This is a genomic window from Streptomyces sp. NPDC041200 (genome assembly GCF_055591805.1).
Genome location: NZ_JBVIZF010000014.1, coordinates 141,859 through 155,621 on the forward strand (window position 1 = coordinate 141,859; position 13,763 = coordinate 155,621).

General features: G+C 70.9%; 9 protein-coding genes. 2 read left to right on the plus strand and 7 right to left on the minus strand.

Annotation, left to right across the window (positions count from 1 at the left end):
* Positions 1-210 precede the first annotated feature (210 nt).
* Complete coding sequence (locus tag ACZ6CL_RS27500; RefSeq protein WP_468940005.1) at positions 211-1,392, plus strand: serine hydrolase domain-containing protein; 1,182 nt, start codon at positions 211-213, stop codon at positions 1,390-1,392.
* 162 nt (positions 1,393-1,554) lie between these two features.
* On the opposite strand, the gene ACZ6CL_RS27505 is transcribed toward ACZ6CL_RS27500, so the two are convergent.
* The 7 genes from ACZ6CL_RS27505 to ACZ6CL_RS27535 all read right to left on the minus strand — a co-directional run bounded on the left by ACZ6CL_RS27505 (position 1,555) and on the right by ACZ6CL_RS27535 (position 11,320).
* Entirely contained in the window at positions 1,555-2,757 is a 1,203-nt protein-coding gene (locus ACZ6CL_RS27505) for an LCP family protein (protein WP_468940007.1), read from the minus strand.
* A gap of 33 nt (positions 2,758-2,790) precedes the next feature.
* Positions 2,791-4,911, minus strand: a complete 2,121-nt coding sequence (locus ACZ6CL_RS27510) for a bifunctional polysaccharide deacetylase/glycosyltransferase family 2 protein (RefSeq protein WP_468940010.1) — start codon at positions 4,909-4,911, stop codon at positions 2,791-2,793.
* A 384-nt stretch (positions 4,912-5,295) separates the two neighbouring features.
* Positions 5,296-5,694 (minus strand): D-ribose pyranase, encoded by a 399-nt coding sequence (rbsD, locus tag ACZ6CL_RS27515; RefSeq protein WP_468940013.1) that lies wholly within the window; start codon positions 5,692-5,694, stop codon positions 5,296-5,298.
* Entirely contained in the window at positions 5,691-6,617 is a 927-nt protein-coding gene (gene rbsK / locus ACZ6CL_RS27520) for a ribokinase (protein WP_468940015.1), read from the minus strand. Before rbsK ends, rbsD begins: the two co-directional genes overlap by 4 nt.
* A 98-nt stretch (positions 6,618-6,715) precedes the next feature.
* Positions 6,716-8,665: an ABC transporter permease/substrate-binding protein gene (locus tag ACZ6CL_RS27525; protein WP_468940018.1), complete on the minus strand. Its 1,950-nt coding sequence runs from the start codon at positions 8,663-8,665 to the stop codon at positions 6,716-6,718.
* Positions 8,655-10,220: a sugar ABC transporter ATP-binding protein gene (locus ACZ6CL_RS27530; RefSeq protein WP_468940109.1), complete on the minus strand. Its 1,566-nt coding sequence runs from the start codon at positions 10,218-10,220 to the stop codon at positions 8,655-8,657. The genes ACZ6CL_RS27525 and ACZ6CL_RS27530 overlap by 11 nt, the downstream gene beginning before the upstream one ends.
* Before the next feature lie 83 nt (positions 10,221-10,303).
* Positions 10,304-11,320 carry a LacI family DNA-binding transcriptional regulator gene (locus ACZ6CL_RS27535; protein WP_468940021.1) on the minus strand — a complete coding sequence of 339 codons (1,017 nt, stop codon included), beginning with the start codon at positions 11,318-11,320 and terminating at the stop codon, positions 10,304-10,306.
* Positions 11,321-11,526: 206 nt separating this feature from the next.
* Between ACZ6CL_RS27535 and recD2 the strand changes: the two genes are divergently transcribed.
* Positions 11,527-13,734, plus strand: a complete 2,208-nt coding sequence (recD2, locus tag ACZ6CL_RS27540; protein WP_468940024.1) for an SF1B family DNA helicase RecD2 — start codon at positions 11,527-11,529, stop codon at positions 13,732-13,734.
* Positions 13,735-13,763: the final 29 nt, after the last annotated feature.

A 13,763-nucleotide genomic window follows, 5' to 3' on the forward strand; every position in this document is an offset into this window, starting at 1 on the left:
GACTCCAGGAACATCGGGAAAACGCTGATGAGTCAGGCGGGACCGGGAATCGGAAGACCCGTCCCGGAATTCGCCTTCACCCCACCAGACGTGCGGCCCCACCCGAGGTTGTCGCCGCCCCCGGAAATTCTTGGATCAACCCCGGGGACACCGCTCGCGTCATTCCCACCCGGGGCCACATGGGCCCACCGGTGACCCGGAGGTCTACGGATGAGTCAGCGAGCGATACGCACGGGCTTATGCGCCCTGGTGGTGAGCCTGGCTGTGGGCGCCACCACCCTCACGCCCGCGCACGCGGCCCCGGCCGCCCCGAAGGACGGCCACGAGGCGACGCGGGACGCGCTGCGGGCGTGGGTGGAGAAGGGCGGGATGCCCGGAGTGGCGGCCATGGCGTGGAAGGACGGGAAGAGATGGTTCGGGGCGGCGGGGCACGCGGACACCGACACCGGTCGGAAACGGTCGCCCGACGACCACTTCCGGGCGGCGAGCATCACCAAGCCGTTCATCGCGACCGTCATCCTCCAGCTGGAGGCGGAGGGATGGCTGAGCCTGGACGACTCGGTCGAGAAGTGGCTGCCCGGAGTGGTGCGGGGCAACGGGAACGACGGCAGCGCGATCACCCTGCGGAGCCTGCTCAACCACACCAGCGGCCTCTACAACTACACCGAGGACCCGGACTTCCAGGTCAACGCCTCCGGCAGCGGCTTCCCCGAGCACCGCTACGACACCTACGCGCCCGAGGACCTGGTGGCCGTCGCGATGAAGCACCCGCCGCACTCCGCACCGGGCGGGGAGCCGTGGTACTCGAACACCAATTACGTCCTCGCGGGAATGGTCATCAAGAAGGTGACGGGCCACTCCTACGCCTCGGAGGCCAAGCGGCGGATCATCAAGCCGCTGAAGCTGCGCGGGACGTCGTTCCCCGGCACCTGGCCGAAGATGCCGAGGCCGCACCCCGTCGCGTACTCCTGGCTCCACGACGACTCCCCCGGCGCCCCTGTCCACGACGCCACCGAGCAGAACATGAGCTGGCTGGGCGCGGCGGGCGAGCTGATCTCCACCGCCGAGGACCTGGGCCGCTTCGACCGCGCCCTGATGCGCGGCCGGCTGCTGCCCCGCGCCCAGCTGGACGAGATGCTGAACGAGGTGCCGTCGGAGGGCGGGATCGGGTACGGGCTCGGGGTCGAGACGGCCACCCTGACCTGCGGTGTGACGGTGGTGGGCAAGACCGGCCGTACCAATGGCTCGCTGTCGGCGGTGGTGGGCACGGAGGACGGCAGGCATCAGCTGACGTTCAACGCCAACGGCGACTGGCTCCCGGACTCGTCCCGCTACTTCGACGTGATCGAGGCGGAGTTCTGCGGACCGGGCCGGAAGACCGGCCCGAAGTAACGGATCGATAACTTCCGAAAGCTGTGCAACCCTTCCGCGCCTAGGGCGGTCGTACCTGGCATCGGGCTTCCCGGGGAGGGATCTGGGGGGATTCGGAGGAAGCCCTGAGGAGGGGGAAACGAGGGGCCTGGTCGACGGACCGGGCCCCTCGAACGTGTCGTGCTAGCGCGGGTCGGCGCTGACCGGGCGGTCGTGCCTCAGTTCGCCGAAGAGCTTCTTGGCCCGGGCGGTGTCCCACCGTACGGCGCTGCCCTTCGAGGTACGGAAGCCCAAGCTGGAGACGGGGACGCCTACCCGCTGCCCGTCACCGGCCGTCACACCCTTCATCGCCTCGAACAGTGACAGGAGTTCCGGCATCCCCATGCCCTTGTCGACGATGAGCGTGTCCAGCCCCGCGCGCAGGGTCGGAAACATCGTGAACGGGTCGAGCGCGACACCCGGCGTGGCGGCCTTGTGGGCGAGCGCGGCGAGGAATTTCTGTTGATTCTTGGACCGTCCGAGGTCGCCCTCGGCCTCTTGGTGGCGTTGCCGGACGAATGCGAGTGCCTTGGTTCCGTCGAGTGTGTGACAGCCCTCCTTCAGATTCAGGCCCGACTTCTCGTCCCGTACATTTCTGTTCACGCAAATGTCCACGCCGCCGACCGCGTTCACGAGTCCCACGAATCCCGCGAAACCTATTTCCGCGTAGTGGTTGATGCGCAAACCCGTGTTGTGCTCGATGGTGCGGATGAGCAGATCGGGGCCGCCGAGGGAGTACGCCGCGTTCAGCTTGTTCCGGGCGGCGCGGTAGTGCTTGCCGGTCTCGGGGCGGACGAAGGAGGGGATGGTCACCCAGGAGTCGCGGGGGAGGCTCATCAGTGTGCTGCCGTGGGCACCGGTGTGGAGCACCATCATCGAGTCGGTGCGGCCGCCGTCGGCGGAGCCCGTGTGCAGCTGCTTCTTGGCCGCGCCGGACAGTCCCGTGCGGCTGTCGGAGCCCACGATGAGGTAGTTGGTCCCCTCGCCGTGCGGCGGGCGGTCCGCGGCGGTCTTGCCGAGGTCGACCTCGCGGTTGAGGGTGCTGTCGGCCCAGACGTAGGTGCCCGCGGACGCCAGGAGCAGCACGGAGACCAGGAGGGCCACCGCCCGCGCGATGCGGCGGCGCCGGCTGGCGGGTGGCTTGGGCTGTCTGCGTCTGATGCCCGGCCCGGCGCCGGAGCCCGCCCCGGACCGCGGGGGCGTGGGACCGCCCCCGCGCTGGGCCGGAATGGCGGGCCGCCCCGCGGTCGCCGGGCGGACGGAGGTCACGCCTGTAATGACATGCGGCGACTCCGTTCCGCCGCCGTACTGGTTCATGTCGCTCCACCCGCCCGGCCACTCGTTCATGGCGCGCCAGTCTGCATGTTCACCAGTCCTACATCAAATGGACGAGCGTTCTTCATGTCGCCACCTCGATGCGAGGTCCCGGTGGTCCGTCTGGGCATCGAGCTGCTGGGCGGCGGTGCCGGAGCGCTGCATGCGGTGCCACGTCAGCCGGGTGCCGAGCAGGGCGGCGACCACGGACTGGATGACCACCAGGTACATCAGCTGCCGGTAGACGAAGAGCTGGAAGGGCATCGACCACAGCGACCGCATCCGCTCCCCGTCCAGCCGCAGCGCGTATCCGGCGCACACGAGCTGCACGGCGAGGAACGCGCACCAGATCCCGGCCGACTGCGCGGGGCTGAGGAAGAGCGCACCGTACAGGGCGAACAGATCGACGACCGGCGCGATCAACGGCAGCAGGACCTGGAAGAGGACCAGGTACGACAGCCCCCGGCGCCCGAAGCGCCCGGCCGGGCCCAGCTCGACGGCGGCCTTCCGGTGCTTCCACATGGACTGGAGCGTGCCGAAGCACCAGCGGTAGCGCTGCCGCCACAGCTGGCGCAGCGAGGTGGGCACCTCGGTCCAGGCGACGGCCGTCTCCTCGTACACCACCCGCCAGCCGGCCCGCCACAGGGCCATGGTCAGGTCGGTGTCCTCGGCGAGGGTGTCCTCGCTGACCCCGCCGACGCCCAGCAGCGCGTCCCGCCGGAAGGCGCCGATGGCGCCGGGGACGGTCGGCATGCACTCCAGCACCTCGAACATCCGGCGGTCGAGGTTGAACCCGAAGACGTACTCCAGGTGCTGCCACCGGCCCAGCAGGCTGCGCCGGTTGCCGACCTTCGTGTTCCCGCTCACCGCGCCGATGGCCGGGTGGGCGAGCGGCTGGATGAGCTGGTGGATGGCGTCGGGCTCGAAGACGGTGTCGGCGTCGACCATGACGATGATCTCGTGGGCCGCGTGCGCCAGCCCCATGTTGAGGGCGGCCGCCTTGCCCGCGTTGACCTGCCGGATCACCGACAGCCGGGGGTCGTCGATCCAGGTGGCGAGGTCCGCCGTCTGGTCCGTCGACCCGTCGTCGACCACGATGACCTGCAGATACGGATGAGTGGAGGCCAGCAGCGAACGGACGGTGGCCTCGATGCCCGCCTCCTCGTTGTACGCGGGGACGATCACCGTCACCGGGTCGTTGACCTCCCGCAGCCAGGGCGAGCCGGGGCGGAAGCGGGTCAGCCGCCGGACGTGTGCGCGGGCGAAGAAGACGAGGGTGATCAGCCGGAGCAGGCCCAGCGCGCCGGCGATCGCGAGCACCCAGGCCATGGCGTCGGTGAACGCCCGCCCGATGGTGCCGGCCCAGAGCAGGGCATGGCCCTGCCAGCGCTCCCAGGTGGACGCCGGAGTGTCGCCCGGGGAAGCCCCGACCCCGGCGGTCACGGTGGTGAACCGGTGGACGCGCCGGTCGCCGAGCAGCTTCTTCGTCTCCTGGTACGCCGTCTCGGTCTGGCTGAACTGCCGGACCACGCCCTGCGACGGCTTGCGGTGCCACCGGTCGGCGGTGACCAGGGTGTATCCGTCCGCGGCGACGCGCTGTGCCGCCTTCCACTCGGCACCGCACAGGGTGTCCATCGCGGTCGTCTGGGGCATCCGGAGCAGCCGGGTGCGGGTGCCCGAGGAGCCCGCCAGGGCGGACTGTGTGAGCGACAGTTCCAGCCGGGTGCGGGTGGGGGACGCGGTGCCCAGGTCGGCGCCGGTGTAGGTGTTCGACCCGACCTCGTGGCCCTCGGCCTTGATCCGCCGCACGAGGTCCGGGTACTCGGCCGCCTTGGCGCCGTAGAGGAAGAACGTGGCATGCGCGTGGTGCTTGCGCAGCAGGTCGAGCAGGCGCGGGGTCCACACGGGGTCGGGCCCGCCGTCGAACGTGAGCGCCGCCGTGCGCGCGGGCACCGAGGCGGACGACACCTTGCCGTCCTTGACGCGCAGGACCGGCCCTCCCTTGTCCACGGCCCGGGGAGCGGGGGTGGCGCAGGGGCGCCGCGTCTTCGCGGCGTCGATCTCGTTGTCGGTCCACCCCTGGAACATCAGGATGGCGAACATCACAGGGAGGACGATGATCAGGAACAGCCAGTGTCCGCGTGGATCACGGGCCGCGGCGTGCCGGCGTCTGGGCTTGCGGCTCATCCGCTGAGGCCCGGGGCCGCCCGCCGGAGGGCCCGGACGATCCGTCTTCGGCCCGGCGCGGGGCCGGGCACGGAGGCCACCGCCATGAGGCGATGACTTGTCGCTATGAGACGGGTTTTCTGTCGTTTGCGGTTCCGGCTGGCCTTACACATGTGGAGGGAGTGTAGCGATCGGCCATTTCGGCGCTACCCCGGATTTCTTACTGACCGGTTGGTCTGCCGTGACAAAGAACTCACTTATGGCGGAAGGGCGCCAGCGGCGCCGGGGGCGGTTGACAGGCCGCCGTATTCGGTGATCGAATCGCCAGCCTCGTCAACCGCGAGCCGTAATGCGGTAATTCACGTTGCCGTGGAATGCATTTCGCCGGCGCCGCACCGGATGAATTCAGAACGGCACGCCGCAGCGCAGCAGCACGTTCGCGTACGGCCGCGTCTCACCGGTCCGTACGACCAGCTTCGCCGTGGCCGTACGGGACTTCAGCTCCTCGTGCGACACGAGATCCAGCGCCGGGTACGGGAAGTACGCGTCCAGCAGGGCCATCGCCGAGGGGTTGTACTCGCTCACCTCCTGCGCCGCGATCGCCCCCTCGGTCACCAGCTCGTCCAGCAGCCCGGCCAGCACCTGCTCGAAGGACGGCACCCCCGCCGTGAAGGCCAGGTCGACCACGACGGGGCCGGCGGACGGTATCGGCAGCCCCGCGTCGCACACCATCACCGTGTCGGTGTGGCCAAGCAGCGCCAGCCCGGCGCTCAGATGACGGTTGAGGATCCCCGCACGCTTCACAGGGCCGCCACCTCGTCGGCGGTCGGGAAGGACACCTGCGCCCCGGCCCGGGTCACGGCGGCCGCGCCGACGCGTACGGCGTACCGGACGGCGGTCTCCAGGTCGTCGCCGACGCCCAGGCGCCAGGCGAGCGCACCGGTGAAGGCGTCACCGGCGCCCGTGGTGTCCACGGCGTCGACCGGCAGGCTGGGCACCCGGACCGTACGGTCGCGCTCGGCGACGAGCGCGCCCTCGCCACCCAGGGTGACCACCACCGAGCGCGGGCCGCGCGCCAGCAGCGCCGCCGCCCACGCCTCGGGGTCCGTGGCGTCCCCGGCCGGGTCGTCGCTCAGCAGATAGCGCGCCTCGTGCTCGTTGACGACGAGGGGATCGCACGCGGCGAGCACATCGGCGGGCAGGGGCGCGGGCGGCGACGGGTTGAGCACCACGCGGGGCCCGGGCCGGTCGCCGAAGCCCGCGTCCGCCGTGCGGACGACCTCGGCGACCGTCTCCAGCGGGATCTCCAGCTGGAGCGAGACGACGCGGGCGGCGGCCAGCAGGCTCCCGGCGTCGCGTACGTCCTCGGGGGTGAGCCGGGAGTTGGCGCCGGGGGAGACCACGATGCTGTTGTCGCCCGAGGGGTCCACCGTGATCAGCGCGACCCCGGTGGGCGCGCCGCCGACCAGGACGCCGGTGGTGTCGACCCCGGCCTCGCGCTGCGATTCCAGCAGCAGTCGGCCGTGGCCGTCGTCGCCGACCCGGGCCAGCAGGGCCGTACGGGCCCCCAGGCGGCCGGCGGCGACGGCCTGGTTGGCGCCCTTGCCACCCGGGTGGACGGCCAGGTCGGAGCCGAGGACGGTCTCCCCGGCCCCGGGGCGGCGGTCGACGCCGACCACCAGATCGGCGTTGGCCGACCCCACGACCAGCAGGTCGTAGTCGTGCATGCGGTATGTCCTTTCAGACGGCCAAGATTGTCAGCTGTCAGCCGATACCTGTCAGCTGTTACGCGTCAGCCGATTTTTGTCAGCTGTCGCCGGAGACGTCACTTCGCCGCGACGACCTTCACCGGGACCTTGACCGTCCCGGCGATCTTCTGACCCTTCGCGGCCCGGATCGCGTTCCGTACGACCAGCCGCCCCAGCTCCTCGGGCTGCTGGGCGACGGTCGCGGTGAGCGTGCCGTTCCGCACCGCCTTGAGGCCGTCCGGTTCGCCGTCGAAGCCGACGACCTTGACGGACTTGCCCGCCTTGGAGCCCAGCGCCTTGATCGCGCCGAGTGCCATCTCGTCGTTCTCGGCGAAGACCCCGTCGACGCCGGAGTGGGCCTGGAGCAGGTTGGTGGTCACGTCCAGGGCCTTGGTGCGGTCGAAGTCCGCGGGCTGCTTGCCGACGACCTCGATGCCCGGGTACTCCTTCAGCCCCTCCGCGAAGCCCTGGCCGCGCTCGCGCGAGGCCGACGTACCGGCGACGCCCTGGAGGACCAGGATCTTGCCCTTGCCGCCGAGCCGTTCGGCCAGCGTCCTGGCGGCGAGCTTGCCGCCCTCGATGTTGTCGGACGCCACCAGGGACGCGATGTCCGCCTTGTTGACCGTGCGGTCGGCGGCGAGCACCGGGATACCGGCCTTGTTGGCGGTCTTCACGGACGGGCTCGCCGCGTCGGAGTCGACCGGGTTGATGATGATCGACTTCATGTTCTGGCTGGTGAAGTTCTGTATTTGATTGGCCTGCTGGGAGGCGTCGTTCTGGGCGTCGGTGACGGTGAGGCTGATCCCGGCGTGCTTGGCCTCGGCCTGGGCACCCGCCTTGAGCTGGACGAAGAAGGGGTTGTTGAGGGTCGAGACCGACAGCCCCACCTTGGTCTTCGCCCCGCTGGCCGAACCGGAGTGCCACAGCGACGAACCGAAGGCGAAGGCGGCGACGACCACGGCGGCCACCGCGAACTTCCCCGCGTTCATGGCTGCCTTACGACCGCCACCGGACGGCCCGCCGGCCGACGCGCCCGGCGCCGCGGGCCGGGCCCCGGCACGCCGTCGCACCGTGTCGAGCAGCACCGCGAGCGCGATGACGACACCGATGACGACCTGCTGCCAGAAGGCGGAGACCTCCAGCAGGTTGAGCCCGTTGCGCAGCACGGCCAGGATCAGCGCGCCGATGAGCGTGCCGGACGCCTTGCCGACGCCGCCGGACAGGCTCGCGCCGCCGATGACGACCGCGGCGATCGCGTCCAGTTCGTAGCCGACCGCCGCCTGCGGCTGCGCGGAGGAGAGCCGGGAGGCGAGCACGACGCCCGCGATCGCGGCGAAGCCGCCGGACAGGGCGTAGATGACGAGCTTCTGACGGCCCACCCGGATGCCGGAGAGCCGGGCCGCCTCCTCGTTGCCGCCGATCGCGTACATCGCGCGGCCCGCGTACGTACGGCCCAGCACCCCGGAGGTGATCAGACCCATCGCGATCATCACGAGCACCGGGACCGGCAGCCAGCCGCCGAGCGTGTCGCCGAGGCCGGACACCGAGTCGGGGACGGAGATGGGGCTGCCCTGCGAGATGACGAGGGCGAGGCCCCGGCCGACCGACAGCATCGCGAGCGTGGCGATGAACGGCGGCAGCTTGCCGAAGGACACCAGCGCCCCGCTGACCAGGCCGCACGCGACACCGGTGGCGACGGCGAGCAGCGCCGCGAGCCACACCGGCAGCCCCTGTGAACTCGCCGACCAGGCGAGCACGGTGGCGGACAGCGCGGCCACCGAGCCGACCGACAGATCGATGCCCGCGGAGACGATGACGAAGGTGACGCCGAAGGCGAGGATCGCGGTGACCGCCGCCTGGACGCCGACGTTGAGGAGATTGTCGGTGGTGAGGAAGTCGCCGGACAGCAGCGACATGGCCGCCACCAGCAGCACCAAGGCGCTCAGCGCGCCGTTGTCGAGCAGCACACGGCGCAGCACGGCCGGGCCCCCGGGGTCCTTCGTGGACGCGAGCGTGTCAGTGGCCACGGGAGCCCTCCTTTTCGTTGGCGCCGACTCCTTCGTCGTCGCCGTCTGTGCTTCCTTCGACGCCCTTGACGTCCTTCACTGCCAGGGCCATGACGGCGTCCTGGGTCGCTTCCCGCGCGGTCAGCTCTCCGGCGATCCGGCCCTGGGCCATGACCAGGACGCGGTCGCTCATGCCCAGCACCTCGGGGAGGTCGCTGGAGATCATCAGGACGGCGTGGCCGGACGCGGTGAGTTCGTTGATGAGCTGGTAGATCTCGACCTTGGCGCCCACGTCGATGCCGCGGGTCGGCTCGTCGAGGATGAGCACCTTGCTGTCGGCGAGCAGCCACTTGCCGATGACGATCTTCTGCTGGTTTCCGCCGGACAGGGTGCGCACCCGCTGGTCGAGCCCGGCCATCCGGACCGCCAGCTGCCCGGCTACGCGCTCCGCCGCGCGGCGCTGTCCGGCCCGGTCGACGAGCCCGGCGCGGGTGGCTCCGCGCAGCGTGACCAGGCCCAGGTTCTCCTGTACGGAGGCGTCCAGGACCAGCCCCTGGCCCTTGCGGTCCTCGGGGACGAGGCCGATCCCGGCGTCCATCGCGGCGACCACGTCATGGCGGGGCAGCGGTACGCCCGCGACCTCGACGGTGCCGGTGTCGTACGGATCGGCGCCGAAGAGCGCCCGTACGACCTCGGTGCGGCCCGCCCCGACGAGCCCGGCGAGGCCGACCACCTCCCCGGCGCGCACCTCGAAGCCGATGTCCTGGAAGCTGCCGCCACGGCCGAGCCCCCGGACCTTCAGCAACGGCGTCCCGTCGCCCTCGTCTTCGGCCGCGCTCTCGGCCGTGGGGCGCTCCCTCGGGTACTGCTGCTCGATGGACCGCCCGACCATCAGCCGCACCAGCTCGTCCCTGTCGGTGGTGGCCGGGACCTGGGTGACGCTGCGGCCGTCGCGCAGGACGGTCACCCGGTCGCCCAGAGCGGCGATCTCCTCCAGGTGGTGGGTGATGAAGACGACGCCCACGCCGTCCGCTCGCAGCGCCCGGACGATACGGAAGAGCTTGTCGACCTCCTCCGTGGTGAGCACGGCGGTCGGCTCGTCCATGATGAGCACGCGGGCGTTCAGGGAGAGCGCCTTGGCGATCTCGACCATCTGCAGCCGGGCGATCCCGAGGTCACGGACGCGGGTCCGCGGGGAGACGTCCACGCCGACGCGGGCGAGGAGTTCGGCGGCCCGCTCGTCCATTGCCGTACGGTCGACCAGCCCGAAGCGGCGCGGCTGGCGGCCCAGGAAGATGTTCTCGGCGACGCTGAGGTCGGGAACGAGGTTGAACTCCTGGTAGATGGTGGCGATGCCCAACCGCTCGGCGTCCTGCGCCCCGTTGATACGGACCGGGCTGCCGTCGACCAGCACGCGGCCGCCGTCGGGGCGGTGCGCACCGGAGAGCATCTTGATCAGCGTGCTCTTGCCCGCGCCGTTCTCGCCGAGGAGTACGTGCACTTCGCCGCGGCGGAGGTCGAAGTCGACGCCGTCCAGCGCGACCACACCCGGAAACGTCTTCCGGACCCCCTCCATCCGCAGGATCTCGGCCCCGTGGTCCGAGGGGTGGTCCGCGGACGCGGGCGGCGCCGGTTCCGGCTCGGGGCTGGGCGTCGTGGTCATGGCGTGCTCCCTTCGGGCTCGCCGCAGGAGCGGCGGGGGACCAGGCGGGCGGACAGGGTCACCGATGCGGCGGGCCGCCCCTCGACGCGGTCGATCAGCGCGCGGACGGCGGCGTGGCCGAGGTCTCCGGTGGGCTGGGCGATGGCGGTGATCGGCGGATCGGTGTGGACGAACCACGGGATGTCGTCGAACGCGGCGAGCGCCACGTCGTCGGGCACCCGCAGCCCGCGCGAGCGGATCTCGTCCATCGCGCCGAGCGCCATCAGATTGTCGGCGGCGAAGATCGCTTCCGGGGGCTGGGGCAGATCGAGGAAGCGGGCGGTCGCCCGCCGCCCGCTGTCGGCCTGGAAGTCGCCCTGGCCGATGTGATCGGCGGGCAGGGCGAGGCCGAACTCGCGCAGGGCGGACCGGAAGGCGTCCACCCGCTCGCGTCCGGTGGTGGTGGCGGCCGGGCCCGCGATGATGGCGAGCCTGCGGTGGCCGAGGGCGTGCAGATGGGCGACCAGATCGCGGACCGCGGCCCCGCCGTCGGTGCGCACCACGGGCACCTCGTCCAGCCCCTCGCCCTCGATCCAGCGGTCGACGAAGACCATGGGGGTTCCGGCGCGGGCGGCGTCCAGCATCAGCGGGGAGCCGCCGTCGGTGGGGCTGACCAACAGGCCGTCGATGCGGCGGTCCACCAGGGTGCGGACGTGGTGGTCCTGGAGGTCGGGCCGCTCGTCGGCGTTGCCGATGACCACGCTGTAGCCCCGGTCCCGGGCCGCGTCCTCGACCGAGCGGGCCAGCTCGGTGAAGAAAGGATTCAGCACATCGCTGATGACCAGCCCGAGGGCGCGGGTCTGATGGGTGCGCAGCGAACGGGCGACGGCGTTGGGCCGGTAGTCGAGGTCGGCGACGGCGGCGAGCACCTTGTCCCGGGTGTCCGTACGGACGGCCGGGTGGTCGTTGAGCACCCGGGAGACCGTCGCGACGGAGACCCCGGCGCGCTGCGCCACGTCCTTGATGGCCGGCATCGCCCCACCTCCTCGTGGAATCGATTACATCGATGACGCCGAGGAGATTGGAATCGATTACATGGGGCCGGGGCAAGATGCCGGAACGGCCCGCAATCGGATCGTGATGTTCCGTTCCCTCCGGGGTGCTGCCGCTCACCCCGGGTTATCCACAGGATCGCCGTCCGCCCTGACCAGGTGTCCGCCCCCGGCGGTACGGTCGGTGCATGCTCAAACTCGCGGTGGTCGAAGGGGTTCTGGAGCGGATCACCTACGCCAATGAGGAGAACGGGTACACGGTGGCCCGGGTCGACACCGGCCGTGGCTCGGGCGATCTGCTGACCGTCGTCGGCTCGCTGCTCGGGGCGCAGCCGGGCGAGTCGCTGCGGATGGAGGGCCGCTGGGGTTCTCATCCGCAATATGGCAAACAGTTCACCGTCGAGAATTACCAGACCGTCCTGCCCGCCACCGTGCAGGGCATCCGGCGCTATCTGGGCTCGGGTCTCATCAAGGGCATCGGTCCGCGGATCGCCGACCGGATCACCGAGCACTTCGGCGTCGACACCCTCGACGTCATCGAAGAGCAGCCCAAGCGGCTGGTCGAGGTCCCGGGGCTGGGTCCCAAGCGGACCAAGATGATCGCCGCGGCGTGGGAGGAGCAGAAGGCGATCAAGGAGGTGATGGTCTTCCTCCAGGGCGTCGGCGTCTCCACCTCCATCGCGGTGCGGATCTACAAGAAATACGGCGACGCGTCGATCGCGATAGTGAAGAACGAGCCGTATCGGCTGGCGGCCGACGTCTGGGGCATCGGCTTCCTCACCGCCGACAAGATCGCCCAGTCGGTCGGCATCCCGCACGACAGCCCCGACCGGGTCAAGGCCGGTCTGCAGTACGCGCTGTCCCAGTCCGCCGACCAGGGCCACTGCTATCTCCCCGAGGAGCAACTGATCGGCGATGCCGTGAAGTTGCTCCAGGTCGATACCGGCCTGGTCATCGACTGCCTGGGCGAGCTGGCCACCGAGGACGAGGGCGTGGTGCGCGAGCCGGTGCCGGGCCCCGAGGACGGCGAGCCGGTCTCGGCGGTCTACCTGGTGCCCTTCCACCGCGCCGAGATCTCGCTCGCCGGGCAGGTGCGGCGGCTGCTGCGCACCGAGGAGGACCGGATGCCCGCCTTCCAGGGTGTCGACTGGGACGCGGCGCTGGGCTGGCTGGCCCAGCGCACCGGCGCCGACCTGGCCCCCGAGCAGAGCCAGGCGGTGCGGCTCGCGCTCACCGAGAAGGTCGCGGTGCTCACCGGCGGCCCCGGCTGCGGCAAGTCGTTCACCGTGCGGTCCGTGGTGGAGCTGGCCCGCGCCAAGAAGGCGAAGGTGGTGCTCGCGGCCCCCACCGGCCGGGCCGCCAAGCGGCTCGCCGAGCTGACCGGCGCCGAGGCGTCCACGGTGCACCGGCTGCTGGAGCTGAAGCCCGGCGGGGATGCGGCGTACGACAAGGACCGCCCGCTGGATGCCGACCTGGTGGTCGTCGACGAGGCCTCGATGCTCGATCTGCTGCTGGCCAACAAGCTGGTCAAGGCGGTCCCGCCCGGTGCCCATCTGCTGTTCGTGGGGGATGTGGACCAGCTGCCGAGCGTCGGCGCCGGGGAAGTGCTGCGCGACCTGCTGGCCGACGGCAGCCCGGTGCCCGCCGTCCGGCTGACCCGGATCTTCCGCCAGGCCCAGCAGTCCGGGGTGGTCACCAACGCCCACCGGATCAATTCCGGGACCCCGCCGATCACCCAGGGCCTGTCGGACTTCTTCCTCTTCGTGGAGGACGACACGGAGGAGGCCGGGCGGCTCACGGTGGATGTCGCGGCCCGCCGCGTCCCCGCCAAGTTCGGCCTCGACCCCCGCCGTGATGTGCAGGTCCTCGCCCCGATGCACCGCGGACCGGCGGGCGCGGGCACGCTCAACGGACTGTTGCAGCAGGCCATCACCCCGGCCCGGCCGGACGTTCCGGAGCGGCGGTTCGGCGGCCGGGTCTTCCGTGTCGGCGACAAGGTGACCCAGATCCGCAACAATTATGAAAAAGGGGCCAACGGGGTCTTCAATGGCACGGTGGGAGTCGTCGCCTCCCTCGACAACGACGAGCAGCGGCTGACCGTGCTGACCGACGAGGACGAGGAGGTGCCGTACGACTTCGACGAGCTGGACGAACTGGCTCACGCCTATGCGGTGACCATCCATCGCTCCCAGGGCAGTGAGTACCCGGCCGTCGTGATCCCGGTGACCACCGGGGCCTGGATGATGTTGCAGCGGAACCTGCTGTATACGGCGGTGACCCGGGCCAAGCGCCTTGTGGTGCTGGTCGGCTCGCGCCGCGCGCTCGGGCAGGCGGTGCGTACCGTCTCGGCGGGCAGACGCTGTACGGCGCTGGATCACCGGCTCGGCGGGACATAGGAGTCGAGGGTGTCAAGAGGGTTTCCGAA

Coding starts and splice junctions, on each gene's coding strand:
- ACZ6CL_RS27500 (WP_468940005.1), top strand. CDS start 211: ATGAGTCAGCGAGCGATACGCACGGGCTTATGCGCCCTGGTGGTGAGC.
- ACZ6CL_RS27505 (WP_468940007.1), bottom strand. CDS start 2,757: ATGAACGAGTGGCCGGGCGGGTGGAGCGACATGAACCAGTACGGCGGC.
- ACZ6CL_RS27510 (WP_468940010.1), bottom strand. CDS start 4,911: ATGAGCCGCAAGCCCAGACGCCGGCACGCCGCGGCCCGTGATCCACGC.
- rbsK (WP_468940015.1), bottom strand. CDS start 6,617: ATGCACGACTACGACCTGCTGGTCGTGGGGTCGGCCAACGCCGATCTG.
- ACZ6CL_RS27530 (WP_468940109.1), bottom strand. CDS start 10,220: ATGGAGGGGGTCCGGAAGACGTTTCCGGGTGTGGTCGCGCTGGACGGC.
- ACZ6CL_RS27535 (WP_468940021.1), bottom strand. CDS start 11,320: ATGCCGGCCATCAAGGACGTGGCGCAGCGCGCCGGGGTCTCCGTCGCG.
- recD2 (WP_468940024.1), top strand. CDS start 11,527: ATGCTCAAACTCGCGGTGGTCGAAGGGGTTCTGGAGCGGATCACCTAC.